Below are 24,830 nucleotides of genomic sequence, written 5' to 3' on the forward strand. Positions count from 1 at the left end.
TACTCCTATTCAATCACGTTCTTTCACTTTTAGGAGAAAACTGTTTTGAGTGCATCGTATACTTCATTGCGATCCCTTATGGTTACCAAACGCAACCTTGGATCGGCTATGCGCTTTAACGTTGACATTAATGTACTGGAGTAATGTGTTCTTAAGATTTCTCCGTAACCAACAATTTGGCTCACTTCGACTAGGTTTTTCATTAGAGCCAATGCCCTGGAATTATCCGACCCAATATTATCGCCATCCGTAAAATGAACAGGATAAATATTGTAATGAGCTGGGGGATAATCCTTTTCAATGATATCTAAAGCATATTTATAAACCGATGAACAACGAGTACCTCCACTTTCTCCACGTGTAAAAAATTCCTCCTCTGTAACTTCTTTTGCCTCAGTATGGTGTGCCAGGAAACGCATTTCTACGTTTTCATATTTTAAACGCAGAAAACGCACCATCCAGAAAAAGAAGGTTCTGGAAATATACTTTTCAAATTGACCCATTGAGCCTGATGTATCCATCATCGCCAAGATAACCGCGTTAGTCTCAAAATTAGGTCGAGTCTCCCAAGTCTTAAAACGCAAGTCTTCCGGAGATATTTTTAGTTTAGCCTCCTTATTTAGCTTCTTCGAAAAGGCCTGTCTTTTGATACTTTCGAGCAATGTACGTTTCTTATCCACATTAGCCATTAACCCTTTCTTCCGTACATCATTGAATTCGGGACGATCATGAGCAATAAGAGGTCTCTTTTTATCATCCAAATTAGGTAACTTTAATTCTTCAAAAAGAATGCTTGCCAGATCCTCATACGTAACTTCTGCTTCATAAATATCTTGGCCAGGTTCTTCACCTGCTCCGCTTCCTTTACCTTTGCCTTTCCCAGGCTGTTCCCGTCCAATAATATCGCCGGGAGCCATTTTTTTGTTCCCTTGTCCGGTATGATTTTGCTTATTAAAATCATACCGAAAGCGAAATTCTTCAAGAGAGCGCATGGGAATCTTTGTACTTTTTTTACCATCCGTTAAGATGATGCTTTCATCAACAATTAAGTCCCCCATTTGTTGCTTAATGACTTCTTCAACCTTTTCCTTATGCCTTGATTGGTCAAGATGTCCTTTGCGATGCAAAGTCCAGTCATCACGGCTTACGATGATGTCATCCGCCATACTAAATCCCTGTCCTCTCTATCGGTTAAGGAGGGCCCCTACATACTTCACTATCTCGTTGGCACAGATTGGGCAGTATCCATGCTCTTTGACAAGTCGATCCATAACATTGTTGATTCTTCTCAATTGCTCCTGATCAGGATGAGCGACAGAGGTTGTGATCTTGACAATATCCTTAAGATCTGCAAACAATTTTTTCTCAATCGCTTCTTTTAAACGTTCATGCGATTCATATCCGAAGGTTTTTCCTTTTCGAGCATACATTGAAATTCGAATCAGGATTTCTTCTCGGAAGGTTTTCTTAGCATTTTCCGAAACCCCAATTTGTTCTTCAATGCTTCGCATAAGTTGTTCGTCAGGAGCTAATTCTTCACTGGTTATTGAGTCATAAATTTTTGTAGAATTACAGTATGCTTCTACATTATCCAAATAATTATTTAAGAGTGACTTCGCAGATTCTTCGTAAGCATAGACGAATGCCTTCTGTACTTCTTTCTTAGCCATTTCGTCATATTCCCGTCTCGCAACAGAAATCAGATTTAGAAGATTCTCTTTTTCCTCCTTCATGATCGATGTATGCTGAGATAAACCGTCTTTTAAAGCTCTTAAGATATCTAGTGCATTTATGCATTTATGCTCATCTCGAATTAAGGCTGTCGAAATTCGGTTGATAACATAACGCGGATCAACGCCACTCATGCCTTCGCCCAGTTCTTCTCCCTCCATAGTTAATTCTTTAATATCCTTTTGATTAAATCCTTCCACATCTTCTCCGTCATAAATACGCAACTTCTTCACCAGATCCATGCCTTGCTTTTTCGAAGGCTTTAGACGTGAAAGTACACTAAAGACAGAGGTTGCCCAAAGACTGTGCGGAGCCAGGTGCACATTTCTAATATCGCTTTGACTTATTAATTTTTCATAAATCTTAACTTCATCACTAACTCGCAGATTGTAAGGAATATGCATAACAATAATTCTAGATTGCAGAGCTTCATTCTTCTTATTCCCAATAAAAGCCCGATATTCATTTTCGTTCGTATGTGCGATAACCAACTCATCTGCTGAAATTAAAGCAAAGCGCCCCGCTTTAAAATTTCCTTCCTGAGAGAGACTTAAAAGATTCCAGAGAAACTTTTCATCTGATTTGAGCATTTCTTGGAATTCCATCAAGCCTCTGTTTGCCTTATTCAGCTCTCCATCGAAACGATAAGCGCGAGGATCGGATTCTGATCCATATTCCGTGATAGAAGAAAAGTCAATACTACCAGTTAAGTCTGCGATATCTTGAGACTTAGGATCTGATGGGGTAAACGTTCCAACTCCAACCCGTTGCTCTTCTGAAAATAATATTCTTTTTACTGGAAAGCGTTCTGTTTCACCGACAAACTCCTCATCCAACCGCAAGCGACATACGGGGCATAAATTCCCTTCGATACGAATCCCGTAAGTATCTTCAAATTGTTGACGTAAAGATACTGGCAACAAATGCAGGGGATCTTCATGCATAGGACATCCATCAATGGCATAAACTGCTCCTTCCTCAGTTCTTGTATAGTCTTCAAGTCCTCTTTTCAATAGGCTGACAATTGTTGATTTCCCGCCACTTACTGGTCCCATTAAAAGTAAGATCCGTTTGCGGACATCTAACCGCTTGGCTGCACTATGAAAATACTCTTCAATCAGCCTCTCCAAAGTCTTATCCAACCCAAAAAGCTCTTTGTCAAAAAAACTGTACTTTTTCGAATCCCCAATTGTTTCAACTCCGGCCGCTTTGATCATCTCATAGATTCGAGCATGGGCATGCAGTGCCAATTTAGAGTTTTTAGTAACCATTTGCAAATAATCAGCAAAAGTGCCACTCCAAGCCAGCGCAGCCTCTACTTCGCGATATTCTCGCAACCATTTAATGACTTCCATAGTAGCCCTCCCTTCTCTAACAACAGCAAGACTTGTCGGGATAATACTTAAGTATATGCCCCGTCGAAGAAGATAAGTCATTGAAATCATTTGTGTATGATCATGAAAAAAACACCTCCTAAGAGATGTTTTTAAAATTCAATTCCTTGACGTGACATAATGCCTTTTTCATAGGGATGTTTCTTGTCCACCATTTCTGTTACTAAATCCGCTTTTTCAATCATGCCCTCTGAAGCATTTCGACCAGTCAAGATCAATTCTACATGAGACGGTTTCTTGGTCAACAGCTCCATAACTTCACTTTCTGGAAGCAGTTCAAACCAAATTGCATTAAGAATCTCATCCAGAATGACAATATCCCAATTCCCTGAGAAGACAATTTCTTGCGCTCTAGAGAAAGCTTTTTTCGCTTCAACGATGTTTTCTTCGAGATTTTCTCCCTTGTGAACCCATCCTGCTCCCCCATAATGTTCAAGTTGACATTCAGGACTCAAACGTTTTATACCATCTAACTCACCGTAGCCATCGTTTCCTTTCATGAATTGAATAATGAAAACCCGAAAACCATGGCCAACAGCCCGTAACGCCAAGCCAAATGCTGCTGTTGTTTTCCCTTTGCCATTCCCAGTATAAATTTGGACCAATCCTTGAGAAAGATTTGACATTATTGCACCTTCCGTATCCATTTTTCGAGTTGTGGATGGATATAAACAACATTAGGAGAAATAAGGATTTCTGGAAACCGCTCCACTGATTGACGATTAAAAGCTATGGAAAAAAACAACTTAATTGATGACTTCTCATCAGTTGCTCTTAGCTCTACTTTGTCAGGATACAGATAATATGAGTAGTTCCCATCTCGCCAAGAGACCTCTAGTTCCCCTATCTTTATACATATTTTACCAAATTCCTCAACCTTCACATAGGCTACACTAGCAAACGTTTGCTTAAGCCGTTCTGCTTCTATCGCAACCTGTCCAACTCTAAATTGAGATTCTAAGAGTTGCTCAACGATAAGTCGAGCTGGAATAGAAATATCTTCAAAAATCCTTCGCTCGCTTCTTATCTCAACAAGGAGTTGCTCAAATTTCTGGACATGAATCGAACGAACCTGATTAGCCTTCTTTAAGGCCTTTTCAAAGGTGTGATACACATCTTCCAAGCACTCGAGAAGTATCGAATCTTCCTCTCGCATGTCGATTATCCCCCCCGTCTCCTTTTAGAAGCAACTTCTATATTGTTATTCTAACTGAATTCCGATAATTAATAAAGCTAGTTTTATAAAATTTTGGAAATTACTTCTTCTTGCGAAGACGTTTTGAAACCTGTTGCACCCTGTATTCTATCCAATCCGTAGCCACCTCAGCATCACGTCCCCTTTTCAAAGCCTTCCAGTAGCATTCCAAGGCATCGCGATCATTATGGCGTTTTTCATAAAACTCTGCTAAATGTATTAAGGCCTCCAAGGTAAACTCCCCATGGATTTTAGATCTATCTTCCGGCTTATCTTGGGTGTTTAGCGGACCTTCCTTTTGCTCACGCAACCCTTTTAGGAGAGCCAATGCTTCATAAACTTCAGCTTTGCGCTGGTCATCGTGATACAATTCAAAGAGATTTAGTGCCTTTAAATAGTATATTTCAGATTTCGTAAAATCCATTGAAAGAAACAGTAAGCTTCCTAAATTTTGATAGCGTATAGCAAGGTCTATAGTTTGCTCAGGATAAAAATGAACCGATAATTCAAGATAATATCTTGCTTCTTGGTAATCCTCTAAGTTTTGTTCAATTTTGCTAAGAAAATAACAGCTTTCACTGAAAACCTCCTTGGTGTCAAACTTTAGACAGAGACTAACTGCTCTTTGTTGACTTTCAAGAGCTAAACGCATTTCATTTTGGTCAAAGTAAAGTAAAGCCAAATATTGAAGTGTCGTCGATAAAGCGACCATATCCTGCAGTTGGGCAAATAGTTGACAGGCATGCTTTAAATTTCCTAGAGCTTCAGTTTTCTGCCCAAGTCTAAAGCACAATTCTCCGGAAAGAACATCCAACTCTGCCTCCCCTTTTGGGAAACCATGCAAGCGACAAAGTTCTACTGCCTTTGCATATGAGTTCTTGGCACTAGTCCATTTTTCAAGAGCAGTATAAACTTGACCCATGTCAGCATAAAGCATTCCAAGCCTAAGTTGGGGGGATGATTTAGGGTAAACTGCTATTGCTTGTTCGTACTCTTCAACCGCTTTCGGAAGCATTCTCTTTTTAACTGAGATACTTGCCAAACCAGCCCAGGCTTCAGCCATTCCTTTAGCATTCTGAATCTCTTGGCAAATGCGTAAAGCTTCTTTAAACCCTTCTTCAGCAAACTCCAAATTCCCCAGGCGCACTCTGACCGTCGCTAGAAGTCGCAGTGTAAAGGCCACAATTTCTGGGACGGTTAATTCGTAGGCCTTTAATAAGCCCTGAATATAATATTTTTCTGCTTTAAGATATTGCTCATCTCCAAGACACTGTGTTCCATCTTCCATAAGGTTTCGCCAGATGTATAAGTCAGCATCGTACATATAAATCCCTCCGTGTCTGTTCCATCATATGCACGAGGGGATTTATTGGGCATATTATAAAGATATAAGTTTTAAATATGTGAAATCCAAGGTCCAAACAAATGTTTGAGCAGTGAACGGCAGCTATGGAATGTGACATGATGGCAAGAATTGTGACAGTTGAGATGACCTTGTATAAGAAATAACTTTAGGGTGAACTAGCTTGTAATCTAGACATAAAAGTCGAAATATGATAATCTTAAGCTCAGAAGGGAGTGTTTGGCTTGAATACTTATCGTCCTGCACAGTCTTCAAATTATTGGATGGTTGCCCTCAAATTGGTGATTCTCATTCTGGGACTATATGTCTCAGCCTTGGTCTTAAGTAAAGTGTTTTCCTTGGTATTTGCAGTAACATTTTTCGTAGTACGTATTCTTGTTTTTATAGCGGTTTCATTCGTAGTCCTTCATATTTTCCTTAAATTATTGTTCAGAGTAGATTTGATCCAGTCAGGTAAGCGATTTATTCAACGCTAGAACATACTGGATTTTTCTCTAACGTAAATATACAAAATTGGCTAACGCTGAGCTTTCAAGACTCCAGCTTTAACCTTAGTTATACTCGATACTTTCTGCTCTGGAAAAATAATTTTCCATTCATCAATGAAGCCGCATAGCGGAATACAAGTCTGACTAGCAGTTTTAAAACGCCTTTACAGGCGTTTTTTTGTTTTACTTCTCATGATCTTGCTATTCAATGAATATCTTTTAGTCGAAGGAGGAGTGCCAAATGCGAATTATTATTTTCAAACGTCCCTCATGGCGAAATGTTGCTCTCTGGGGAATTCTTTTATTCGTCATGCTTGCTTACCGTGAAAATGTTACATCTGTTTTCTCCGGAAAATTAAAACCGATCTACTCAGTCAACGTTAACACCAAAGCTATTGGTCTAACCTTCGACATTAGTTGGGGAGAGAAGACGGCGGAACCCATACTAGACATTCTTAAGAAAGAAGAAACTCAAGCAACGTTTTTCCTTTCCAGTCCCTGGGCTGAAAAGCATCAAGAATTAGTGCGCAGAATGATCACTGAAGGGCATGAAATCGGTTCGCATGGAAACCGTCATATTGATCTCAACACTTTAGGGGCAGAAGAAATAGGAAAAGAGATTACCAGTGCCCAGCAAGTCCTTGAAAAAATAACAGGTCAAAAAATACGACTGATTCGCACCCCTAATGGAGCCTATAATAATAAGGTTATTGCTACAGCCGATGAACTGGGATATCGTGTGATTCAATGGAGTGTTGATTCTCTTGACTGGAAGCGTCCCGGCCCAAGTGCCGTCGTTAACAATGTGCTTAATGGCCCCCGTCCAGGAACAGGAGCTAAACCTGGAGATATAATTCTATTTCACGCCTCCGACTCTGCTCCTGATACGATTGAAGCCTTACCTACCGTGATTCAGAGCCTTAAAAGCAAGGGGAATACTTTACTTCCTGTAGGAAAGTTATTATCTCAAGCAAGCAGTACCTGGCCACCTGAAAGTAATTTGAAAGAAGAGGCTCTCCCCGCTAAGTAACTGCCCGCCTAACTACCATTGTTCATTGGTTTCAGCCACAGCGGCGCGAAGACTTTTATCCGCTTTTAGTCGCTCATTGATTTGGTTAAGGGCTTTTTGGGCATCAACATTTAATTGACCCTCAAGTCCATCTTTTATTGACCGTTCCAGTAAATCCTTACCCTCTTCTAACTTCCCTTCTTCCAAAACGCGAATTCCATTCACATAGGTTATGTAAGCATCCCCATGGGGCAGCTCTTTTAGAGAGGCCAGGATATTAGACAGACTCAATTTGTCGCCTTGGTAAATAGCTAGGATAGCTTTTTTAGTCTCAAATAAAGTATTAGCAGGGCGCCATGTTTGAGCATCGATTAATTGACTAAGCTCAAGAGCTTTCGACCATTGCTCTTCTTCTATTGCGACATTAAATGCCATAGACAGGCACGCAGGATTATACGGATTTAACTGTTGAGCTGCTTTGAGCTCTGTTTGTGCAGTGTGAAGATCTCCCCCAATTATGGCTGCTTGCGCTAAGGTTAAATGCCTAAGGGTCTGCTCATCAATCGATAATGTCTTCCAGTCCATATTAGTATCGGTCAGTAAACGTTGTGATTGCTGAGCATCCCCCTTTGAGATGGACATCAAACCTTTCCCCAGTGATATAAGACTGCTGTCACTCATCTTAGCCAACACGTTCTGAGCTGAGCTTAATTTTCCCTCTTGCAAATAAAACAGGTACAACCAAAATTGATGTTTTCTGTCTTGATATGACGCCAACTTGGATTCGTCTAAGCCCTTACTTCCCACATTAAGCGCCAACCAAAGGTTAGTATCTTTGACGATTTCCAGATTTTTTAACAAGGCTGCATTCTTCTCTATCCAATGCAGTTCCTCTTGAACCTTCTGAACATCATAAACGCTTTTTGCGTGTTTTAGTTGTTGCATACGCCAAACGAAAGGCCCCACAGTGAACATAAAAACACTAACCAAGAAAAGTAAGAATACTGTCTTCCAGCGACTTCTCTGACCTCTTTTTCGCTGACTAAACAATCCCAATCCCTCGTTTCAATGTGCCCTTAAATGATTCAAGAGCAGATCTCTATCCTCAAACACTATTTTATATAAAAAAAACTTTAAATCGCTTCTCAGTGTCCCTTCCACGAAGAAAAACCTTCCCCTACAACTTCAGGCACTTCGGAAATAGCTACAAAAGCCTGAGGATCCTGATCACGAACAATTTCCTTTATTTGAGACAATTCTGAACGGTTAATAACGCAATAAACAACTTGCTTAGCTTCACCTGAGAAAGCGCCGATAGCTTGAAAAAGCGTTACCCCTCGCTCAAGTTTATCGATGATCTCCTCAGCAATTCTCTGAGGCTGAGCAGTTACCACCAAAACTGACTTAGATACACTTAAGCCCTCTTGAACAAGATCCACAACCCGTGTAGCAATAAACATATAAATCATGGCATACATAGCCATTTCTGGGCCAAACAAAATGGCTGCGCCCAGAAAGATAACTGCATCAATTCCAAGTAAGATTTGTCCAACACTAAAAGAGGTAGTTCTAGTAAGCAATACTGCTAATATGTCAGTTCCGCCAAGCGATCCTCTGGATCGGAAAATAAGACCCATTCCGATTCCAGTAAGAACTCCGCCAGATATCGCGGCCAACAAGGTATCATTGGTTAAGGCTGGCAGATGTGTAGTCAGAGAAAGCGTCGCTGAGAGAACTCCCACACCTACAATACTGAACACTAAAAAATCTCTTCCCACCATACGCAGTCCGAGAAAAAAAAGTGGCAGATTTAAAAGGAGAACAGCCCAACTAACTGGCCAACCAAATAAGTAATGCAGAATTATCGAGATCCCTGTGACTCCGCCATCAGCTATTTCATTGGGAATAATTAATGTATTGATACTTACGCTTACAATGGTTGAACCAATTACGATTCCAAAAAAGTGCTTAAATAAATACCATGTAAAATAGTCACGAAAACGTCTCAGCAATAGGAACCCCCGTTCTTCACCTGTAACAGTGCATTGTTATCTTTTAAATTATACAGTAGAGTCTTTTAAGAAACAAATCTAAAGCTAACTTAGCTTTTACTATATCATAAAGAGAATATCGCATTCAATGGATCCTGCTATTTAGCTTGACAAAATACTTATAATTGGATAAAGTATTGAAGTGCCTCTTATAAGCGCTCGTAGCTCAGTGGATAGAGTGACGGTTTCCGAAGCCGGAGGTCGCAGGTTCAAATCCCGCCGGGCGCACCATGATAAAATTAGCCACAACTATTGTTGTGGCTTTTGCTGTAAATATTATTCATTCATATTACAGCCCATCGCTCAGTTATCTTAAACAAGATGACAAGCAACAAAATGATCATTTCCAATATCTCTAAAATTTGGATCCTGCTCTTTGCAAATACTTTGTACCTTTGGGCAACGTGTATGAAATCGACAGCCCGAGGGTGGATTAACTGGGCTGGGAACATCTCCTTTAAGAATTATGCGATCTTTTTTAACGGTCGGATCTGGAACAGGAATAGCTGATAATAAAGCGATTGTATAAGGATGTTGAGGATTTTTATAGAGTTCCTCTGAATTTGCAAGTTCAGCAATCTTACCCAAATACATAACCGCAACGCGGTCACTAATATGTTTAACTACTGATAGGTCATGTGCAATAAATAAATACGTCAAATGATATTCTTTTTGTAAATCTTCAAGTAAGTTAATCAACTGTGCTTGAATCGACAAATCTAGTGCGGATACTGGTTCGTCGCAGATAATCAACTTTGGGTTAAGAGCTAAAGCTCTAGCGATTCCGATCCGCTGTCGTTGTCCTCCTGAAAATTCATGTGGATAACGTGCTCCGTGATACGGACTTAAACCTACAACATCCAAGATCTTACAAACACGTTTCTCACGCTCGGCACGACTCGAAACTCCCTGAATCAAAATAGGTTCTGCAATGATATCCCCCACTCTCATGCGAGGATTCAAAGAAGCATATGAATCTTGGAAAATCATTTGCATCTGACTACGCATCTGGCGCATTTCTTCATGGGAAAGCTCATTCAGAACCTTCCCCTCAAAAATAACCTTTCCTTTGCTTGGTTCCAGTAATCTTAAGATTACCCGCCCAATTGTGGATTTGCCACATCCGCTTTCTCCAACTAATCCTAGTGTTTCCCCGCGACGAATTTCGAAAGAAACCCCGTCAACTGCTTTAAGATCACCTACATACCGCTGAACTGCTATTCCCTTCTTGATAGGAAAATATTTCTTTAGATTCTCAACCTTTAACAGGGTTTCAGTTGTTTTCTTAGTTTCAATCATGTCGTTTACCCTCTTCTTCATATAAAAAGCAACTTACGAAATGCCCTGGTTCAATCTCGAGCCAGGTCGGTTTTTGTTGTTCACAAATGGGCTTTTTATGATTACATCGCTGTGCAAAATTACACCCTTGCGGTAAATTGCGCAGATCAGGGGGGTGCCCTTGAATAGGTTCCAGACGTTGTTTTGCCCACACATCAAGTTTTGGCAACGATCTTAGCAATCCCCATGTATACGGATGCATAGGCTTGGTAAACAAAGAAACAACATCAGTGTATTCGACCGTATTTCCAGCATACATTACTAACACTCTTTGGCACAATTCTGCGACAATCCCTAAATCGTGGGTAATCAACATAATTGCTGTACCAGATTCCCTTTTCAAGTCATTCATCAAATCTAAAATCTGAGCCTGAATAGTTACATCGAGCGCTGTTGTTGGCTCGTCAGCAATAAGAAGTTTTGGATTACAGGATAGAGCCATAGCGATCATAACACGTTGTCGCATACCACCACTAAATTGATGCGGATAATTGTCTATGCGTACTTCAGCTTCAGGAATACCAACCCTTTTTAACATTTCGACAGCCTTTTTTTTCGCCTCCGTACGTCCTGCTTTCAGATGAAGCATAATAGCTTCCATTATTTGCTCTCCAACAGTAAGTACTGGATTTAAGGATGTCATAGGGTCCTGAAAAATCATAGCAATATCATTGCCACGGATCCTCATTAAGTCATCCTCCGAAGCCTTGAGCAAATCTTTGCCATCAAACATTACTTCTCCACTTACGATTTTTCCTGGAGGCATAGGAATCAGACGCATAATAGACATGGCCGCAACACTTTTTCCTGAACCCGATTCACCTACAACTCCAAGAGTCTCTCCTATTCGAATCTCAAGATTCACGCCTTCTGCAGCCTTTATAACCCCCGCATCCGTGTAAAAATGAGTTCTAAGCTCTTTAACACGGAGTAACAATTCTTGATCCATTACTTTATCCTCCTAAGGTTCAAGCGCGGATCCAGAGCATTACGCAACCCCTCACCTAATAAATTGTAACCTAGTACAGTTAAAAAAATGGCAACGCCGGGCCAAACAACCAGCCACGAAGCATTAAAGATGAAGTCTTTGCCTTCTGCCAGCATCGATCCCCAACTCGGAGCAGGAGGCCGAACTCCAAGGCCTAAGAAGCTCAATCCTGCCTCAGCTAAAATAACTCCTCCGATATTCAGGGCAGTGTATACAATCACTGGTGCTAAAGCGTTGGGAAGGATATGTCTTAGTATAATTCGTCTGTCTTTTGCCCCGATAGAGCGAGCTGCTTCTATATATTTACTTTCCTTAACCAAGATAACTTGTCCACGGATAAGTCGCGCATAATTTGTCCATCCCACTATACCTAAGGCAAAGAAGATATTAAGCAAGCTAGGTCCTAAAAAAGTCATGATTGCAATTGCCAAAAGGAAAAATGGAAATGCTGAGAAAATATCCGTAATTCTCATCATTAGTGAATCAAGCCATCCCCCATAATAACCAGAAAAAGCACCAATGATGACCCCTATGACTAAGGAAATACTTGTAGCCACCACTCCGACGATTAAGGACGCCCTAGCTCCGTAGATAATTCTGCTAAAAATATCCCGCCCAAGAACATCTGTACCCATTAAGTGAGCCAAGTTGGGTTCTTTTAGTGAATCTTTCAAAGCAATCTGCACAGGATCATAGGGGGCAATAACATTGGCAAATAAGGCAACCAGTATCAAGAAAATAACCAGGAAAAGGCCTAATATCGCACGCTTATTTCTTTTCAGGCGATCCCATATTTCCAAGAAAAGCGAGGATGTCTCATATAATTCCAAAGTTTTATCGGCATCTGAATTAGTTGACATTTTCTTACCTCCTTAGCCGTTAATCATATCGAATCTGCGGATTTAAAAATGCATAGGAAATATCTACAAGCAAGTTTACAACCACAAAAACGAGGGCTAGAAAGAGCGTAACCCCTTGGACAACAGGATAATCTCTTCTGGAGATGGCATTAAAAAGCATGTAACCAATTCCAGGAAGCGAAAAAATTGTCTCAATTAAAATTGTGCCACCCATTAAGCTCGCAAAATCCATGCCTGCATGAGTAGACACAGGAATAAGAGCATTTTTCATTCCATGTTTGAAAACAACGACCTGTTTAGATAGACCTTTAGCACGTGCAGTACGAATATAATCCTCACCTAAAACTTCTAACATGCTAGAGCGAGTCAGCCCGGCATACATTGCCATTGAAGCAAAACCTAGTGCAAATCCGGGCAAGATATAGTATTGAAGATGAAACCCTTCACCACCAGAACCACTGATCGGCAATATACGGAAAATAACGCCAAATACCAATTGCAAGACCATCCCCAACCAGAAAGTTGGCAACGAGAGACCTATTAACGTAAAAAAGGTAGTAAAAGTATCCCAAAAACTGTATTGCCTAACTGCGGACAATACTCCAATAAGTACACCAAATGTTATCGCAATTGCTGAGGCTGCCACTGCTAAACGAAAGGTAACAGGGATTTTATCTAAGAGCATCTGGGAAACCTCTTGATGTTGTATGTAGGATCGACCAAAATCTCCATGCAGGGCATTCCAAAGGTAATTTAGATAACGATTTAAAAAGGGCAGATCTAATCCCAATTCCTGGCGAACACTATCCATGGTTTGATGAGAAATATGTTGTCCTAACATTAATGCTACCGGATCTCCAGGGACCAAAGACATCATCCCAAACGTCAACATTGATATCCCTAAGAGAACAGGTATCAATTGAAAAATACGCCGAATGATAAAACGTATCACAAATTAGCTTCCTCCTAAAAGTTAAACAATTTACTCGAATTGTCGTACATTAAATTGGAGTTTATGCATCAGTAAGCATAAACTCCAATATTAATTGAACCAAGTTACTTTGATAACCAGACTGTACGCATATCTTTATGGTCTAAAGCACTAATGGTCAGGTCATGAACTTTCTTTCCTAACAAACGCAGATAATTAGGGTTAAATGTCCAAACGGCAGGTTGATCTTCTACGACTAATTCTTGGATCTTTTTGTAGATATCCATACGTTTGGTTGTGTCAGTTTCCTCTATGCCTTGAGCCAGTAGACTTTCAACCACTGGGTTAGAATAAAAAATAACATTATTCATCCCCCATTGGGATTTGGAATAAAGAATGTTGAGAAAATTTGCTGGATCCGGATAATCCGCAACCCAGTTGACGCGGAACATTTGATTTTCGCCTGACTGCATAGCTTTAACGTAGGAGCCCCATTCCATGTTTCTTAACTCGATTTGAATTCCAACCTCTTTCAATTGGCCTTGGAAAGCTTCTGCAATTTTTTGATTTTCTTGATTAAAGTTGTAGGCATATTGGATCGGTGCGAGGCCTTTACCATGAGGGTACCCTGCTAAAGCTAAATATTCTTTAGCTTTAGCAGGGTCAAATTTTGGTGCTTTTAAGTCTTTATCATAACCTGGCATTGTTGAAGGCAATGGTCCGTTGGACAGAGTTGAGTTTCCCTCGAGTACAGTATCAATAATACTCTGGGGATCAAGAGCATAGGCAATTGCTTTGCGTAAGTTAACATTATCCTTAAACGGCGCCTTAGTCAGGTTAAATCCGATAAACTGTGTGGTTAAAGTAGTTTGATTAATGGTTTGATCAGGAAATTCCTTGCTAATAGAATTTCTTTGACCTGGAGGCAACATGTCCACATAATCCAAGTTTCCAGCACGAAACTCATTCAAAGCCGTCGATTCATCATTAAAAATTTTATAGACGACTCTATCGACATGAGCCTTGGTTCCATAATAATCATCAAACTTCTCTATTGTTACGTCTTGATCGGAATTCCATTTTACAAATTTGAAGGCTCCTGTTCCAATTAAAGTTTCGGGAGTGGCGACAGGCGTACCAAAATCTTTACCCGCCTTTAGCGCAGACTCTATCTTATAAATACTTACTGCCGGGTGCCCTAAAGAGGTGAGAAAAGCTGCATTCTTTTCTCTTAAAGTCACTTCAATCGTATAGTCATCAATCTTTTTTAGTCCTGAAATTGTCTTAGCTTCTCCACTATTCACTTCAGCGAATCCAACAATAGGTTCAAGTGGGAAGGCAACGGGGGAAAGTGTGTCTTTGGCAGCTAAACGATTCCAGACCTCTAAAACATCCTGAGCTTTTAATGAAGTTCCATCATGAAATTTAACGTCATGGCGTATATGAAATTTAATAACTTTCTTATCCGCAGAATAATCCCATTTTTCCGCTATAGCGGGCATTACTTCTAAAGAGGAAGGATCGTATTTTACAAGTCCGTCATAGAGTTCTTTGCCAATTTGAATGCCATTAATTTCTTCTAAAAAGGCCGGTTCCAGAGCGGAAGGACTTGAAATCATCCCAAAACGAAATGTTCCACCATCAACAGGAGTTGCACCGCTTGTTTTATCCCCATTTGTCAGTGCAGCATTCGGTCCACATCCAGACAGGATTAAAGTTACTGATAACAAAACAGCAATAACCAAATACCAACGTCCTTTACCCTTTAGCATCCTTTTTCCTCCTTAACCTTCGCCATGGATGACTTTTGTTACAATTTCATAAATGTCCCTGTGAATATCTTCCTTACTTCGCAACTGGCCATTATGTACGCAATTTACCATTTCCCAGCCAAAAGATACCCTGATCTGAGTTGCATTGTTATATGAGTGAACTAAGTAATCATAATTCCTCTCATGTATGTCCTTCTCACCGTCGCCAAATTTGTTAGATCTGTTGTTTATTAGGATCTGACTGTATTGTGGATGCATATCGAGGAAAACCACGCAATCAGGTACTGGAAGTTTGAACTTTACGAACTCCAAGTCCCATAACCAATTGAGATATTCGTCCCGTTCGTCAGGGTTGATTATTTTAGCCGCCTGATGAACCATATTGGATGTGGTGTACCTGTCGGCTAAAATGATGCCGCCACTCTGATAGAAGTCTCCCCACTTTTTTTTATAGGAAGCATATCTATCTGTAGCATAGAAAGTGGACGCTGCATAGGGATTGACATCGTTCGGATTATTGCCAAATTCCCCATTCAAATACATTTTGATAAGAGCAGAGGACTCGCTCTGGTAATCAGGAAATTCTACATGCTTAACGTTATAATTATTCAGGGATAGTTTATCAAACAATAATTTTGTTTGTGTCGCCTTGCCACTGCCATCTCCTGCTTCTATGACTATGAGTTTTCCCTTCAAAAAAACCGGCTCCTTCTTTATGCTTTATATCTACTGAAAAAATAAAGTTTGTATTAAAGTATTAGCGTTACTTTAATGATTAGTCTATCAATAAAATCGCATTTCAACAACACTTTAATAGTTAATTGTAAGATTTAATTACAAAATCAAAAGCACCTCTCTTTTGCCCTAAAGGTAAAAGGAGATGCTTTTATAATTGAATTATTCAAGCTTTTCTATTTCTAGCTAACCTTGCTCATAACTCTCAACTTGTCAGCTAACAAAGCAATAAATTCTGAGTTAGTGGGCTTTTGTCGCTCTATGTTCATTGAATATCCGAAAATTCTCTTCAAGGTATCAGTATGTCCACGTTCCCATGCCAACTCTATCGCGTGGCGAATACCACGTTCTACTCTGCTGGGAGCAGTATCGAATTTCTTGGCAATACTTGGGTATAGCTCTTTGGTTACCGCACCTAGCAATGAAACATCTTCAACCACCATCAGAATTGCGTCTCTAATATATTGGTATCCTTTTACATGAGCTGGAATCCCAATTTGATGCATCATCGTCGTCACTTCCACACACAAGTTCAACCCGCTTCCAACGGTTGAAACAACAATTGGTGAAGCAGAAGAATTATGGTTAGGCTGGGATGAAGGTATGTCCTGAGTTAAAGATCGAATACGTTTACTGAGAATATCTAAATCAAACGGTTTAAGTATAAAATAGTCGACACCCAGCATCATTGCTTGATGAGTAAGTGATTCCTGTCCAAAGGCTGTTAACATGATTATTTTAGGTCGATTTATAGTTGTACGCGAGTTGATTCTTTCTAATACACCTAATCCATCCAAATTAGGCATTACTAAATCAAGAATGATTAAGTCCGGTTCCTGACTTTGAATAAGTTCCCACGCTTCTAAACCATTATTTGCAACTCCAACAACGATTAAATCTTCTTGGCCTTGGAGATAGTTTTGTAGCATTTGACATAAATTACGATTATCATCGGCAACAATTATTTTTATTTTCTTACTCATTCTTAAAATCATCCCGCCTTAAATGTATTCCGGTCCAGCATTAGAGTCTTAATTTGCGTTTGCATCTCTCCGGTGCTTTTATTATACGCTATGGTTGATGTCGAAATCGCAAATAATAAGTCAACACTAATTTCCGCTTAAAAGTGAGATGAGGCCTAACTTCAAAGCGCTTATTTGGTTATTTATGGTATTTTTATTTATCGCAAAATCTTCCACTATTTTCCATTGAAATTATAACCTGACATAAGATTAGCGAATTAATACTAACACAATCGAGATTTATCAAACTGCTGGGTATAATAGAGATTTTCTTTAATTAAATACATGAATTACAAAGAAACATTAAAAAATAAAGTGCATTTCATGTTAAGTTTATTGTTATTTGTGGATATACTATGGGCGAATGATACTCAAGAAGGTTAAGGAGGATAATATTATGATAGCTGCAGTCGATAAGGATACTTGCATTGGTTGTGGAGCTTGCCCGGAATTTTGCCCTGAGGTTTTTAAGATGGAAGATGACGGATTAGCCGTAGCCTATACTAATCCTGTTCCAAGTGAAGTTGAGTCAGCCGCCAAAGATGCTGCTGACGGCTGTCCGACAGATGCTATACATGTCGAATAATTAAATAGACCGAATGTAGATTAAGAGGTTAAGACAGTTTAAACGCGGATGGCAATGCATCCGCGTTTAAACTGTCTTAATGTTTTGTTTGCTCCGCAAATTCACGCAGTCCATCTATTCCGATTCGGTCAATGAGACGACCAATCCGTTCTTGAGGCTTGGCATTTTCTTTATAATACGAAATGACCGCATCCATGACCGACAATACTTGCTCCCTCTGCACATTTTCCAAAAGGATATTACCCGGTCTTGGCTTAACTCCGCCATTTCCGCCTACATACAAATGATATCCTTTGCTAGTACCCATCAATCCTAAATCGACTGAAGCAGAGTCAGTACATTTATTGGGACAACCGGCAACCCCGATCTTAAATTTAGAGGGTAATTGCATACCATGATAACGTTTGTCAATTTCCATACCTAGAGATAGCGTTTCTTGCAGACCTCTTTTACAAAAAGTATCGCCTGGGCAAACTTTTACACTTCGCACACATAATCCTACAGCATGTCCAGGGTCCATGCCAAGTTCATCCCAGATTTTAGGGACATCCTCGGGGTTTAGTCCAACGATAGCAATACGCTGAGCAGAAGTCACCTTAATTGCTTGGGCATGATATTTTTCAGAGACATCAGCTATCTTACGCAGGATTTCCGGAGTCACAACACCTGCCGGTATATGAGGAGCAATTGAATAAGTTTTCTTATCCATTTGCAAAATTCCTCCCGCAGGTTGAGCTTTTGCAGCAGCCTCCGCCGACATCTCGCCTTGTTCCACAGAATTTACTTTTTCCAACAAGACATTAGGATCTAAATTATGCATTTGTGCTGCATTGGCCAGGGTTTCATTGACTGAAAAAGCACACCCCAGACAGTGTAATCCTAATTCCTGCATTGCTTCTGCTGTTTTTGGATTGGAGGACATTATGTCTTTTAATTTCATATCTAGTGTAAAGTGCATCTACTCAACTCCTAACCATGAATGAGCATTGGCAAACAACGCGTACATACATGTTTTTCTTCACCTTGATGAGCATAAGTCAACATAGGAGCTAATTCGCTTGTAGTACCACAATGATCGCACTCCATCTCAGGAGCCTCTTTTTTAATGTCTGCCATTGAAATAACCTCCTTCTTCATGATCATAGATTAACATGCTAGCCATCGTTTTAAGTGTGACCTAAAACACATTTCTGAGTGTATTTAAGCACGCTCCAAAGTAAACCTATTTCAGCCTCAGTTTAAACCATTATTCGATAAACTATGCAATAACTTGTACTTATTCTTTAATCTGATCGATGTTCTACCTAATACCTCAACTTAGTTTTCGTTATGAATTCATCTATCTCAAACTTATAATGCAAGAAACACGATTTACCCAATGAGGTACACCGTGTTTCAAACCATTTCCTTCTAAGTCAAAAGTTCAGTTGGCAAACAGATATAAAATTAACCCAATAGCTAAGTAGACAATACCCACATATAAGCGTAAAGGCGCTTTACTCATTTGAGTACTTGAACTCATACTGGTGTAAGGTCTAAACTGACCCTCCATCTTGATCCCCCCCAATATACGAGAGATCGTTGATTCGCTTAATTCCTTGAATTTGCCAACCCTTTTCAGTTTTAGCCAGACTCATGGAAAATGTTGCCTGCTGAACTTTTTCTAAAGACGATGTCCATGAAACACGCACAATGATATCCTGCGAACCGTCCAAATCAGGATTCATAAACTCCACTTTTTGTAATGACAACATTGGATCCTTGTTCATTAGGATCTCCCAAACCTTAAACTCACTTTCATCCGCAGAACCCTTTGGTAAGCTTAGCAGATCACGAGCTAAGTCAATTTGGCGAAAATCCATATACTTCCAGAATTGTTGAATTGTTGTCCTTTGAGAATTCCCATATTGTGGATCCGCTAGAGTCGATATCACTGCTTGAGGTGTTTTCAAGATGACTATAGTAATTAGACATAAGAGTGATATCCCAATTAACCATACATAACGACTTTGACGCATAATTTCCCTCCTTGCTTGTCTCTACTATATATTCTAGGAGGGAAAAGCAAATTTCAGACCACTTTAGCCAAAAACTTTTCTTAATACATTAAGCACGAACTCCGGTAACCGAACATAATAAATTCGCATAGTCTCCTTCCTCCTTTGCATTCCTTTTAATATCCATTACTCAGTGGTAATGTATGCAGACAAAACGGGGAATGACCTTCTAAACGGATTGGTAATTCTTTACTGCCTCTTCGAGTTGAGCAACAAGTAAACGCTCCTCCTCAGTATTTGCTGTAAAATAAAGCCGTCCAATAATACCGGTTATAACTTTTAGGACGTCTTCCAAAACTAACTTCTCTTTCATAGCTAATTGGGCACTGGTTTCTATCAAGGCAATTCCAAATTGATGCCCTACACCCTCTTTAATCATGCGGGTACAACTCTTTCCTAACAACCTCATGACTAAAGAAGCTTCCTGAACATCTAGTTGACGAACTGCATCAATCGTTGTCGTTAAGCCTTGCACCATACGTAATCCCACGCTATTCCAACTTACTTGTTGATTTTCCATTAATATGTCCCCCCTAAACATTCAGTTCCCGTGCCATACTATATGCCTGAAGGATTACAAGGGTGAAAAAAAGAGCAGAGAAGGTAAATACCTTCTCTGCTCATGAGAGATTCGTTATTTTTAGCTTGTTATTTCCTGATACGGGTCATAAACACCAAGACCCATGCCGGAAGGTGCACATGAAATGTGCCTTCCCACCAGCTCGTGTCACCCCGTTCCAAGACCCCAAAGCCCAAGACGCAGTGTGACACGAGCGCGACGTCTTTACGTAAGCAGAAAAGCAAACTTCCGTTTAAGCGACCCCATATACGGGGCGTGTACAAGGTCCCCTCCCGCCATCCTGCAAGAAGGCTAATCCGTGCGAAGACCGTGCCTGCAAGAAGGCTAATCCGTGCGAAGACCGTGCCTGCAAGAAGAGTAATCCGTGCGAAAACAGTGTTTTCGTGGGCTCCGGGGACACTAGTCCATCCATGAACATCGGATGTACACTGCCGCCAGTGAGCGCCAAGGCCCCTTCTCGCCGTCCATGGCTACAGGGGCAACTAAAGCACCCATCTCATGATCGTCGGACGTCGGCACAGGACGTACCTGGTGCAGGGTGCGCCATGAAAGGCATAGCGCACTGCCGGCTCATCTGGCGGAACACTCACCCGTGTTCCTGTTCCGCCCCGCTCCCCTGAGAAAAGAGCCTAAACTGTTAGTTTGCTCTGCGTCGTAAGCACCGAGCGCTGTGTCACACAAGTCCCCTCTATTTTCCCAACTTCGCCACCTTAAATGTCGAAACCATTAAAAAAGCCAAAATAAACATACTGCCTAAATAAATATACCATGGCAACATAGTTCGGAAAAACATTAACAAAGCCATAAAACCACCAGCGAAAGTAATCGGTACGCCAACAAAATAAGTCGTAATATTGAGCATGTTAAAACGAGCTAAACGTACAGCACCGCATAAAGCAAAAACTGCAGCAATACCTAACCCGGTATACCTTACGTAATCTGGCTGAGGATACAAGATTGCTTGGTAAGTAAGAATAGCAGGTGCCACCCCAAAAGAAACCAAGTCACTTAGAGAATCAAGTTCTTTACCAAAATCAGAGCTCACAGAAAGTCTGCGGGCTACCTTTCCGTCCAAACTATCCATAAGAACAGAAAGCACAATCATAGCTGCTGCTAAAGTATACTGCCCTTCAATAACCCAGATCAGTGCCAGGAAACCAAACAGCAAATTTGCCAAGGTGAAGATACTTGGGATCATGCGTGCAGTAATAGGATTTTTCCTCATTCCACGCTCACCTTCCCAACTATAGTTAGTCCTCCTCGCACCTTATCTCCTTGCTTAACCATTATTTCAACATTAGTCGGCACAAAAATTTCTGTACATGATCCAAACTTAATCAAGCCAAATCTTTCCCCTTTGGTCATGACGTCTCCTTTATCAACCCAGCACACTATGCGACGAGCAATAAATCCTGTCACTTGTGTCACTAAAATTTTTAAGTGACTATTTTCAATTCCCACAAAGTTTTTTTCATTCAGCTCCGAAGCATGGCTTTTAAAAGCGGGAATCATTTTACCCGGGCGATAGGCACGAAAAACAACTTCTCCAGCCATTGGACTGCGATTAACATGGACATTAAAAACGCTTAAGAAGATTCGAACACGGATGCTTTCTCCATTAAAGAATTGGTCCTCATAGACCCTTTCTACATCCATAACTACCCCGTCTGCAGGGGAAACTAACGTTAATTCGTCAATAGGCACTTGTCTTTCCGGGTTTCGGAAAAAAAATAAAACAAATAAAAACAGAATTCCTGGTAAAATAATAAGCCACGGCCAAACCCAATAGGCTAAAGCCGTTAGCCCTGCTAATATCACAAGATACAACCAACCATCGCGGGAAATGGGATATTGTTTCACCTAAAAATTGACCTCCTCCTCTTGATTTACTCTAGTTTATCATTTTTAGGACGATTATAAAAGCTCTTCACTTAAATCCCTGGTATATTCCTCGATTTTTCGAAATACGAGTGCATTCTCTCCTCGAATATGGGTCCTTATTGGCAATGAACCTAAAAAGAATCTTCCGTAATATTTTTCAATGACCCGATCATCCAATAAGATGACGACCCCTCGATCCCCTTTAGACCGAATCAGACGCCCAAATCCTTGTTTAAAGCGAATAACCGCTTCAGGCAAGAGGAGTTCATGGAAAGGATCTCGTCCCTGAGATTTTAGATACTCTGAGCGGGCCTCAATTAATGGCAACGAAGGAGGCCAAAATGGAAGCTTAACCAAAATGACACAAGATAATGTATCGCCGGGAATATCAATCCCCTCCCAAAAGCTGTTAGCCCCCAAAAGAACACTCTTAGGATTCCTCTTAAAAGCTTCAAGCAACGTGCTGCGCTCACCTTGTATTCCTTGAGCCAAGGATTCGATTCCATCCTTAGCCAGTAAAGGACTCAAATACTCATACGTTTGCCGGAGCATACTGTGGGCAGTGAATAGAACCATCGTCCGACCATTCATTCGCCCTGCAACTTCAGCAATAAACTCAGCAAGTTCTATAGCCTTTTCCCCATCAGTATTTTGAAAGTTCATGCCTTTTTTAACTACGATAAATTGCATCTGTCGCTCATAGTCAAAGGGGGAATCAACCTGTGCAGTTAAAGTAGACTTTGGTAATCCAATATCTTGAAGAAAATGTTCAAATGAATTTGAGACGCTTAAGGTAGCTGACGTCAAAATGACGGAATCGAGACGTGAAAATATCTTTTCTCTTAGAATTTCACTAACTTCAATTGGGGAAGTCTTTAAATAAAGTCTTGAAGATTGTTCAAGCCAGGTTACATGTTTGGGATTATTTACATTTATCGCCAGTATAAGAGTGTCTACAAATGATTGTAAGTCTCTCTGATGACCATTTAAGGTATATTTTAATTCCTCAATCTCATCTGCGTCATCTCCACTTAAGACGCTTGACAAACTTTCGAGGACGGTAAGCAGGCTTTTGAGTCTTCCCACTAAGTTTTCGATCTGAATGTTAAGTCCTGCCCACCAAGGTTTAACTGTATGTTGGGCAACAAATCGGAACGTTCGCTCCATTCCTAGAATCATCGACAACAACTCGAATAATTCCTTCATCTGTTCTAAGACACTTGCACAAGTTTCAGGAATTTCCTCCAACCGTTTAGTAAATATCTCCCAAGGCACAGATGGCACTCTGCTTGCAAGTGACTGCAGACGTTGTTTGACTGTCCCATAAAAATTTATTCCGGTTGGCCGATATATATTATCAATAATTCGCGTGACATTTTCTACACTTAGTTCCGAACCGAGGTGTTGCAGTGCCGTTTGATAGATCTGATGGGCCTCATCAATCACTAATTGATGATATTCAGGTAAGACATTATAATCTGTTTTTAGATCCGAGAAAAGGAGCGAATGATTCACAATCAGAACATCAGACTCTTCAGCCTTTTTTTTAGCTCTAAGCAAGAAGCAAACTCCAGCTTTCGAGCACCTTCCCGGAATACAGGTTTCATTATCCGCACTTATATTTGGCCAAAGTTCCATGAGTCCAGGAACTTTCGAAAGTTCTTGGATGTCCCCCGTTAAGGTTTCTCTTAACCAAACTAGGATACTTAATACTGCAAGTTTTTGTTGGTTGCCTAATATTTCTCGATTAACTAAGCACCCTTGCCATTTTTTGAGGCAACAATAATTACTTTTTCCCTTTAGTACAGAGGTTCTAAACGAAAACGGCAACACCGCTTCTAAAATAGGAATATCCTTTTTCTGAAGTTGTTCCTGAAGTGGAATTGTATGGGTCGCAACAACGACTTTTTGACCGGTTTTTTTAGCTGACCATAGGCTTGGAATCAAATAAGCAAATGATTTTCCTGTCCCTGTGCCAGCTTCAACAACCACGTGCTGAGAAGAAGAAAGCCCTATAGCTATTAATCTTGCCATCTTCACTTGACCCGGTCTGCTTTCATAACTTGGTAAATTTTGTTCGAGGTTCCCTCCTGGAGAAAAATTATCTACAACCCAGTCTATAGATTCCGGAATACTTGTCGCTATCTTTTCGGTGGCAAACAGGCCCTCGTCTGTAAAAGGGGTAAGAACTAGATCCGTACGGATTGGGCGGTCAGGAAAGGAAATAATAATTTCTTTATGCAATTGTTCAATAAAATCTTTACCTACCCATTCCGCCATAAAGCCTTTGGCATGATCAAAAAAACTCAAATCGAACTTCAAGCCTTTTTTCCAGCATGCTTCAAAAAGTTTCCAAGTTAACCAGGCCTTTTCTTCCGACGGATGCAGTGTCTCATCTTTTAATGGTAAAGAAAGCTTATCAGCCAAGTATGACAGTTGGTAATGATGCATAGTTGGGAAAAAAACCTTGCTTAAGTCTAACGTATCCCATAAAGGTTGCTGAAAACGAACGTTTAACTTCCTTTCAAGAATAGAGAGGCACCCAGATATTTCATGACCAACTAAAACTGCATCGCCAAGAAAATTCATGATTTCTTGGCGATCACTAGGTAATGGCAACGCATTACCTAGTTTCTCTATTTGAAGATCCGTATGCCATTTACCGGTTACTCCTTGGTCTGGTTGTAAAAGATAACGACATGATTCGTGAATCTGTCCGTTACGAACCCGAAGTGCAGCAAATTCAATGAATTTATCACTTTCAAACTCCGAGTCCAATGTCTCCACATCAAAAAACACGATATCCTTATTCACAAATCTTGACCCCTCTCTTAATGATATTGTACACT

The 24,830-nt window shown here is 40.4% G+C and carries 24 protein-coding genes and 1 tRNA gene; 4 read left to right on the forward strand and 21 right to left on the reverse strand.

The features are described 5' to 3' along the window. Positions 1 to 29: 29 nt before the first annotated feature. The 5 genes from yhbH to BUB11_RS08235 all read right to left on the reverse strand — a co-directional run bounded on the left by yhbH (position 30) and on the right by BUB11_RS08235 (position 5,644). Positions 30 to 1,166: a sporulation protein YhbH gene (gene yhbH / locus BUB11_RS08215; protein ID WP_073029275.1), complete on the reverse strand. Its 1,137-nt coding sequence runs from the start codon at positions 1,164 to 1,166 to the stop codon at positions 30 to 32. 18 nt (positions 1,167 to 1,184) lie between these two features. Further along, positions 1,185 to 3,086, reverse strand: coding sequence for a PrkA family serine protein kinase (locus BUB11_RS08220; RefSeq protein ID WP_073029276.1), 1,902 nt, complete (start codon positions 3,084 to 3,086; stop codon positions 1,185 to 1,187). 131 nt (positions 3,087 to 3,217) lie between these two features. Next, positions 3,218 to 3,751, reverse strand: coding sequence for a cob(I)yrinic acid a,c-diamide adenosyltransferase (gene cobO, locus BUB11_RS08225; RefSeq protein ID WP_073029277.1), 534 nt, complete (start codon positions 3,749 to 3,751; stop codon positions 3,218 to 3,220). Further along, positions 3,751 to 4,281 carry a hypothetical protein gene (locus tag BUB11_RS08230; protein ID WP_073029278.1) on the reverse strand — a complete coding sequence of 177 codons (531 nt, stop codon included), beginning with the start codon at positions 4,279 to 4,281 and terminating at the stop codon, positions 3,751 to 3,753. Before BUB11_RS08230 ends, cobO begins: the two co-directional genes overlap by 1 nt. A gap of 100 nt (positions 4,282 to 4,381) precedes the next feature. Continuing rightward, positions 4,382 to 5,644: a tetratricopeptide repeat protein gene (locus tag BUB11_RS08235; RefSeq protein WP_073029279.1), complete on the reverse strand. Its 1,263-nt coding sequence runs from the start codon at positions 5,642 to 5,644 to the stop codon at positions 4,382 to 4,384. Between the two features lie 254 nt (positions 5,645 to 5,898). On the opposite strand from BUB11_RS08235, the gene BUB11_RS08240 reads away from it, so the two are divergent. Further along, on the forward strand, positions 5,899 to 6,159 hold the full coding sequence (locus BUB11_RS08240; protein ID WP_373887413.1) for a hypothetical protein: 261 nt from the start codon (positions 5,899 to 5,901) through the stop codon (positions 6,157 to 6,159). A 253-nt stretch (positions 6,160 to 6,412) separates the two neighbouring features. Further along, complete coding sequence (locus tag BUB11_RS08245; RefSeq protein ID WP_073029281.1) at positions 6,413 to 7,201, forward strand: polysaccharide deacetylase family protein; 789 nt, start codon at positions 6,413 to 6,415, stop codon at positions 7,199 to 7,201. Between the two features lie 12 nt (positions 7,202 to 7,213). Here BUB11_RS08245 and BUB11_RS08250 read toward each other — a convergent pair whose 3' ends face one another. Both BUB11_RS08250 and BUB11_RS08255 read right to left on the reverse strand, forming a co-directional pair. Further along, complete coding sequence (locus BUB11_RS08250) at positions 7,214 to 8,125, reverse strand: tetratricopeptide repeat protein (RefSeq protein ID WP_242947493.1); 912 nt, start codon at positions 8,123 to 8,125, stop codon at positions 7,214 to 7,216. A 200-nt stretch (positions 8,126 to 8,325) separates the two neighbouring features. After that, a complete protein-coding gene (locus BUB11_RS08255; RefSeq protein WP_073029283.1) occupies positions 8,326 to 9,192 on the reverse strand; it encodes a YitT family protein in 867 nt (288 codons plus the stop codon). Between the two features lie 194 nt (positions 9,193 to 9,386). On the opposite strand from BUB11_RS08255, the gene BUB11_RS08260 reads away from it, so the two are divergent. After that, positions 9,387 to 9,462: transfer RNA gene (locus BUB11_RS08260), tRNA-Arg, on the forward strand. An 81-nt stretch (positions 9,463 to 9,543) separates the two neighbouring features. On the opposite strand, the gene BUB11_RS08265 is transcribed toward BUB11_RS08260, so the two are convergent. From BUB11_RS08265 to spo0A, 7 genes are all read right to left on the reverse strand, one after another. Further along, positions 9,544 to 10,530: an ABC transporter ATP-binding protein gene (locus BUB11_RS08265; protein WP_073029284.1), complete on the reverse strand. Its 987-nt coding sequence runs from the start codon at positions 10,528 to 10,530 to the stop codon at positions 9,544 to 9,546. Beyond that, positions 10,523 to 11,518, reverse strand: a complete 996-nt coding sequence (locus tag BUB11_RS08270) for an ABC transporter ATP-binding protein (protein ID WP_073029285.1) — start codon at positions 11,516 to 11,518, stop codon at positions 10,523 to 10,525. The genes BUB11_RS08265 and BUB11_RS08270 overlap by 8 nt, the downstream gene beginning before the upstream one ends. Continuing rightward, positions 11,518 to 12,417: a nickel transporter permease gene (gene nikC / locus BUB11_RS08275; RefSeq protein WP_073029286.1), complete on the reverse strand. Its 900-nt coding sequence runs from the start codon at positions 12,415 to 12,417 to the stop codon at positions 11,518 to 11,520. The genes BUB11_RS08270 and nikC overlap by 1 nt, the downstream gene beginning before the upstream one ends. Before the next feature lie 19 nt (positions 12,418 to 12,436). Continuing rightward, entirely contained in the window at positions 12,437 to 13,369 is a 933-nt protein-coding gene (locus tag BUB11_RS08280) for an ABC transporter permease (protein WP_073029287.1), read from the reverse strand. 104 nt (positions 13,370 to 13,473) lie between these two features. After that, complete coding sequence (locus BUB11_RS08285) at positions 13,474 to 15,120, reverse strand: ABC transporter substrate-binding protein (RefSeq protein WP_073029288.1); 1,647 nt, start codon at positions 15,118 to 15,120, stop codon at positions 13,474 to 13,476. Between the two features lie 12 nt (positions 15,121 to 15,132). After that, positions 15,133 to 15,816 (reverse strand): dTMP kinase, encoded by a 684-nt coding sequence (locus BUB11_RS08290; protein WP_073029289.1) that lies wholly within the window; start codon positions 15,814 to 15,816, stop codon positions 15,133 to 15,135. A 221-nt stretch (positions 15,817 to 16,037) separates the two neighbouring features. Next, positions 16,038 to 16,838 (reverse strand): sporulation transcription factor Spo0A, encoded by an 801-nt coding sequence (spo0A, locus tag BUB11_RS08295; RefSeq protein WP_073029290.1) that lies wholly within the window; start codon positions 16,836 to 16,838, stop codon positions 16,038 to 16,040. 436 nt (positions 16,839 to 17,274) lie between these two features. Here spo0A and BUB11_RS08300 point away from each other — a divergent pair, with 436 nt between their 5' ends. Next, the gene (locus BUB11_RS08300) at positions 17,275 to 17,463 is read left to right on the forward strand and encodes a ferredoxin (protein WP_073029291.1); all 189 of its coding nucleotides are present in this window, start codon (positions 17,275 to 17,277) and stop codon (positions 17,461 to 17,463) included. A gap of 76 nt (positions 17,464 to 17,539) precedes the next feature. Here BUB11_RS08300 and BUB11_RS08305 read toward each other — a convergent pair whose 3' ends face one another. The 7 genes from BUB11_RS08305 to BUB11_RS08330 form a co-directional block, all read right to left on the reverse strand. Then, positions 17,540 to 18,421 (reverse strand): DUF1858 domain-containing protein, encoded by an 882-nt coding sequence (locus BUB11_RS08305; protein WP_073029292.1) that lies wholly within the window; start codon positions 18,419 to 18,421, stop codon positions 17,540 to 17,542. 11 nt (positions 18,422 to 18,432) lie between these two features. Continuing rightward, positions 18,433 to 18,579 carry a hypothetical protein gene (locus BUB11_RS27760; RefSeq protein WP_200797889.1) on the reverse strand — a complete coding sequence of 49 codons (147 nt, stop codon included), beginning with the start codon at positions 18,577 to 18,579 and terminating at the stop codon, positions 18,433 to 18,435. Between the two features lie 419 nt (positions 18,580 to 18,998). Continuing rightward, a complete protein-coding gene (locus BUB11_RS08310; RefSeq protein ID WP_073029293.1) occupies positions 18,999 to 19,481 on the reverse strand; it encodes a hypothetical protein in 483 nt (160 codons plus the stop codon). Positions 19,482 to 19,689: 208 nt separating this feature from the next. Beyond that, a complete protein-coding gene (locus BUB11_RS08315) occupies positions 19,690 to 20,040 on the reverse strand; it encodes a recombinase (RefSeq protein WP_073029294.1) in 351 nt (116 codons plus the stop codon). Between the two features lie 748 nt (positions 20,041 to 20,788). Further along, positions 20,789 to 21,325: a CDP-diacylglycerol--serine O-phosphatidyltransferase gene (gene pssA / locus BUB11_RS08320; RefSeq protein ID WP_073029295.1), complete on the reverse strand. Its 537-nt coding sequence runs from the start codon at positions 21,323 to 21,325 to the stop codon at positions 20,789 to 20,791. Continuing rightward, positions 21,322 to 21,960 (reverse strand): phosphatidylserine decarboxylase family protein, encoded by a 639-nt coding sequence (locus tag BUB11_RS08325; protein WP_073029296.1) that lies wholly within the window; start codon positions 21,958 to 21,960, stop codon positions 21,322 to 21,324. Before BUB11_RS08325 ends, pssA begins: the two co-directional genes overlap by 4 nt. Positions 21,961 to 22,014: 54 nt before the next feature. Next, positions 22,015 to 24,795: a helicase C-terminal domain-containing protein gene (locus BUB11_RS08330; protein ID WP_073029297.1), complete on the reverse strand. Its 2,781-nt coding sequence runs from the start codon at positions 24,793 to 24,795 to the stop codon at positions 22,015 to 22,017. Between the last annotated feature and the right edge of the window lie 35 nt (positions 24,796 to 24,830).

Source organism: Desulfosporosinus lacus DSM 15449 (assembly GCF_900129935.1).
Taxonomy (GTDB): domain Bacteria; phylum Bacillota; class Desulfitobacteriia; order Desulfitobacteriales; family Desulfitobacteriaceae; genus Desulfosporosinus; species Desulfosporosinus lacus.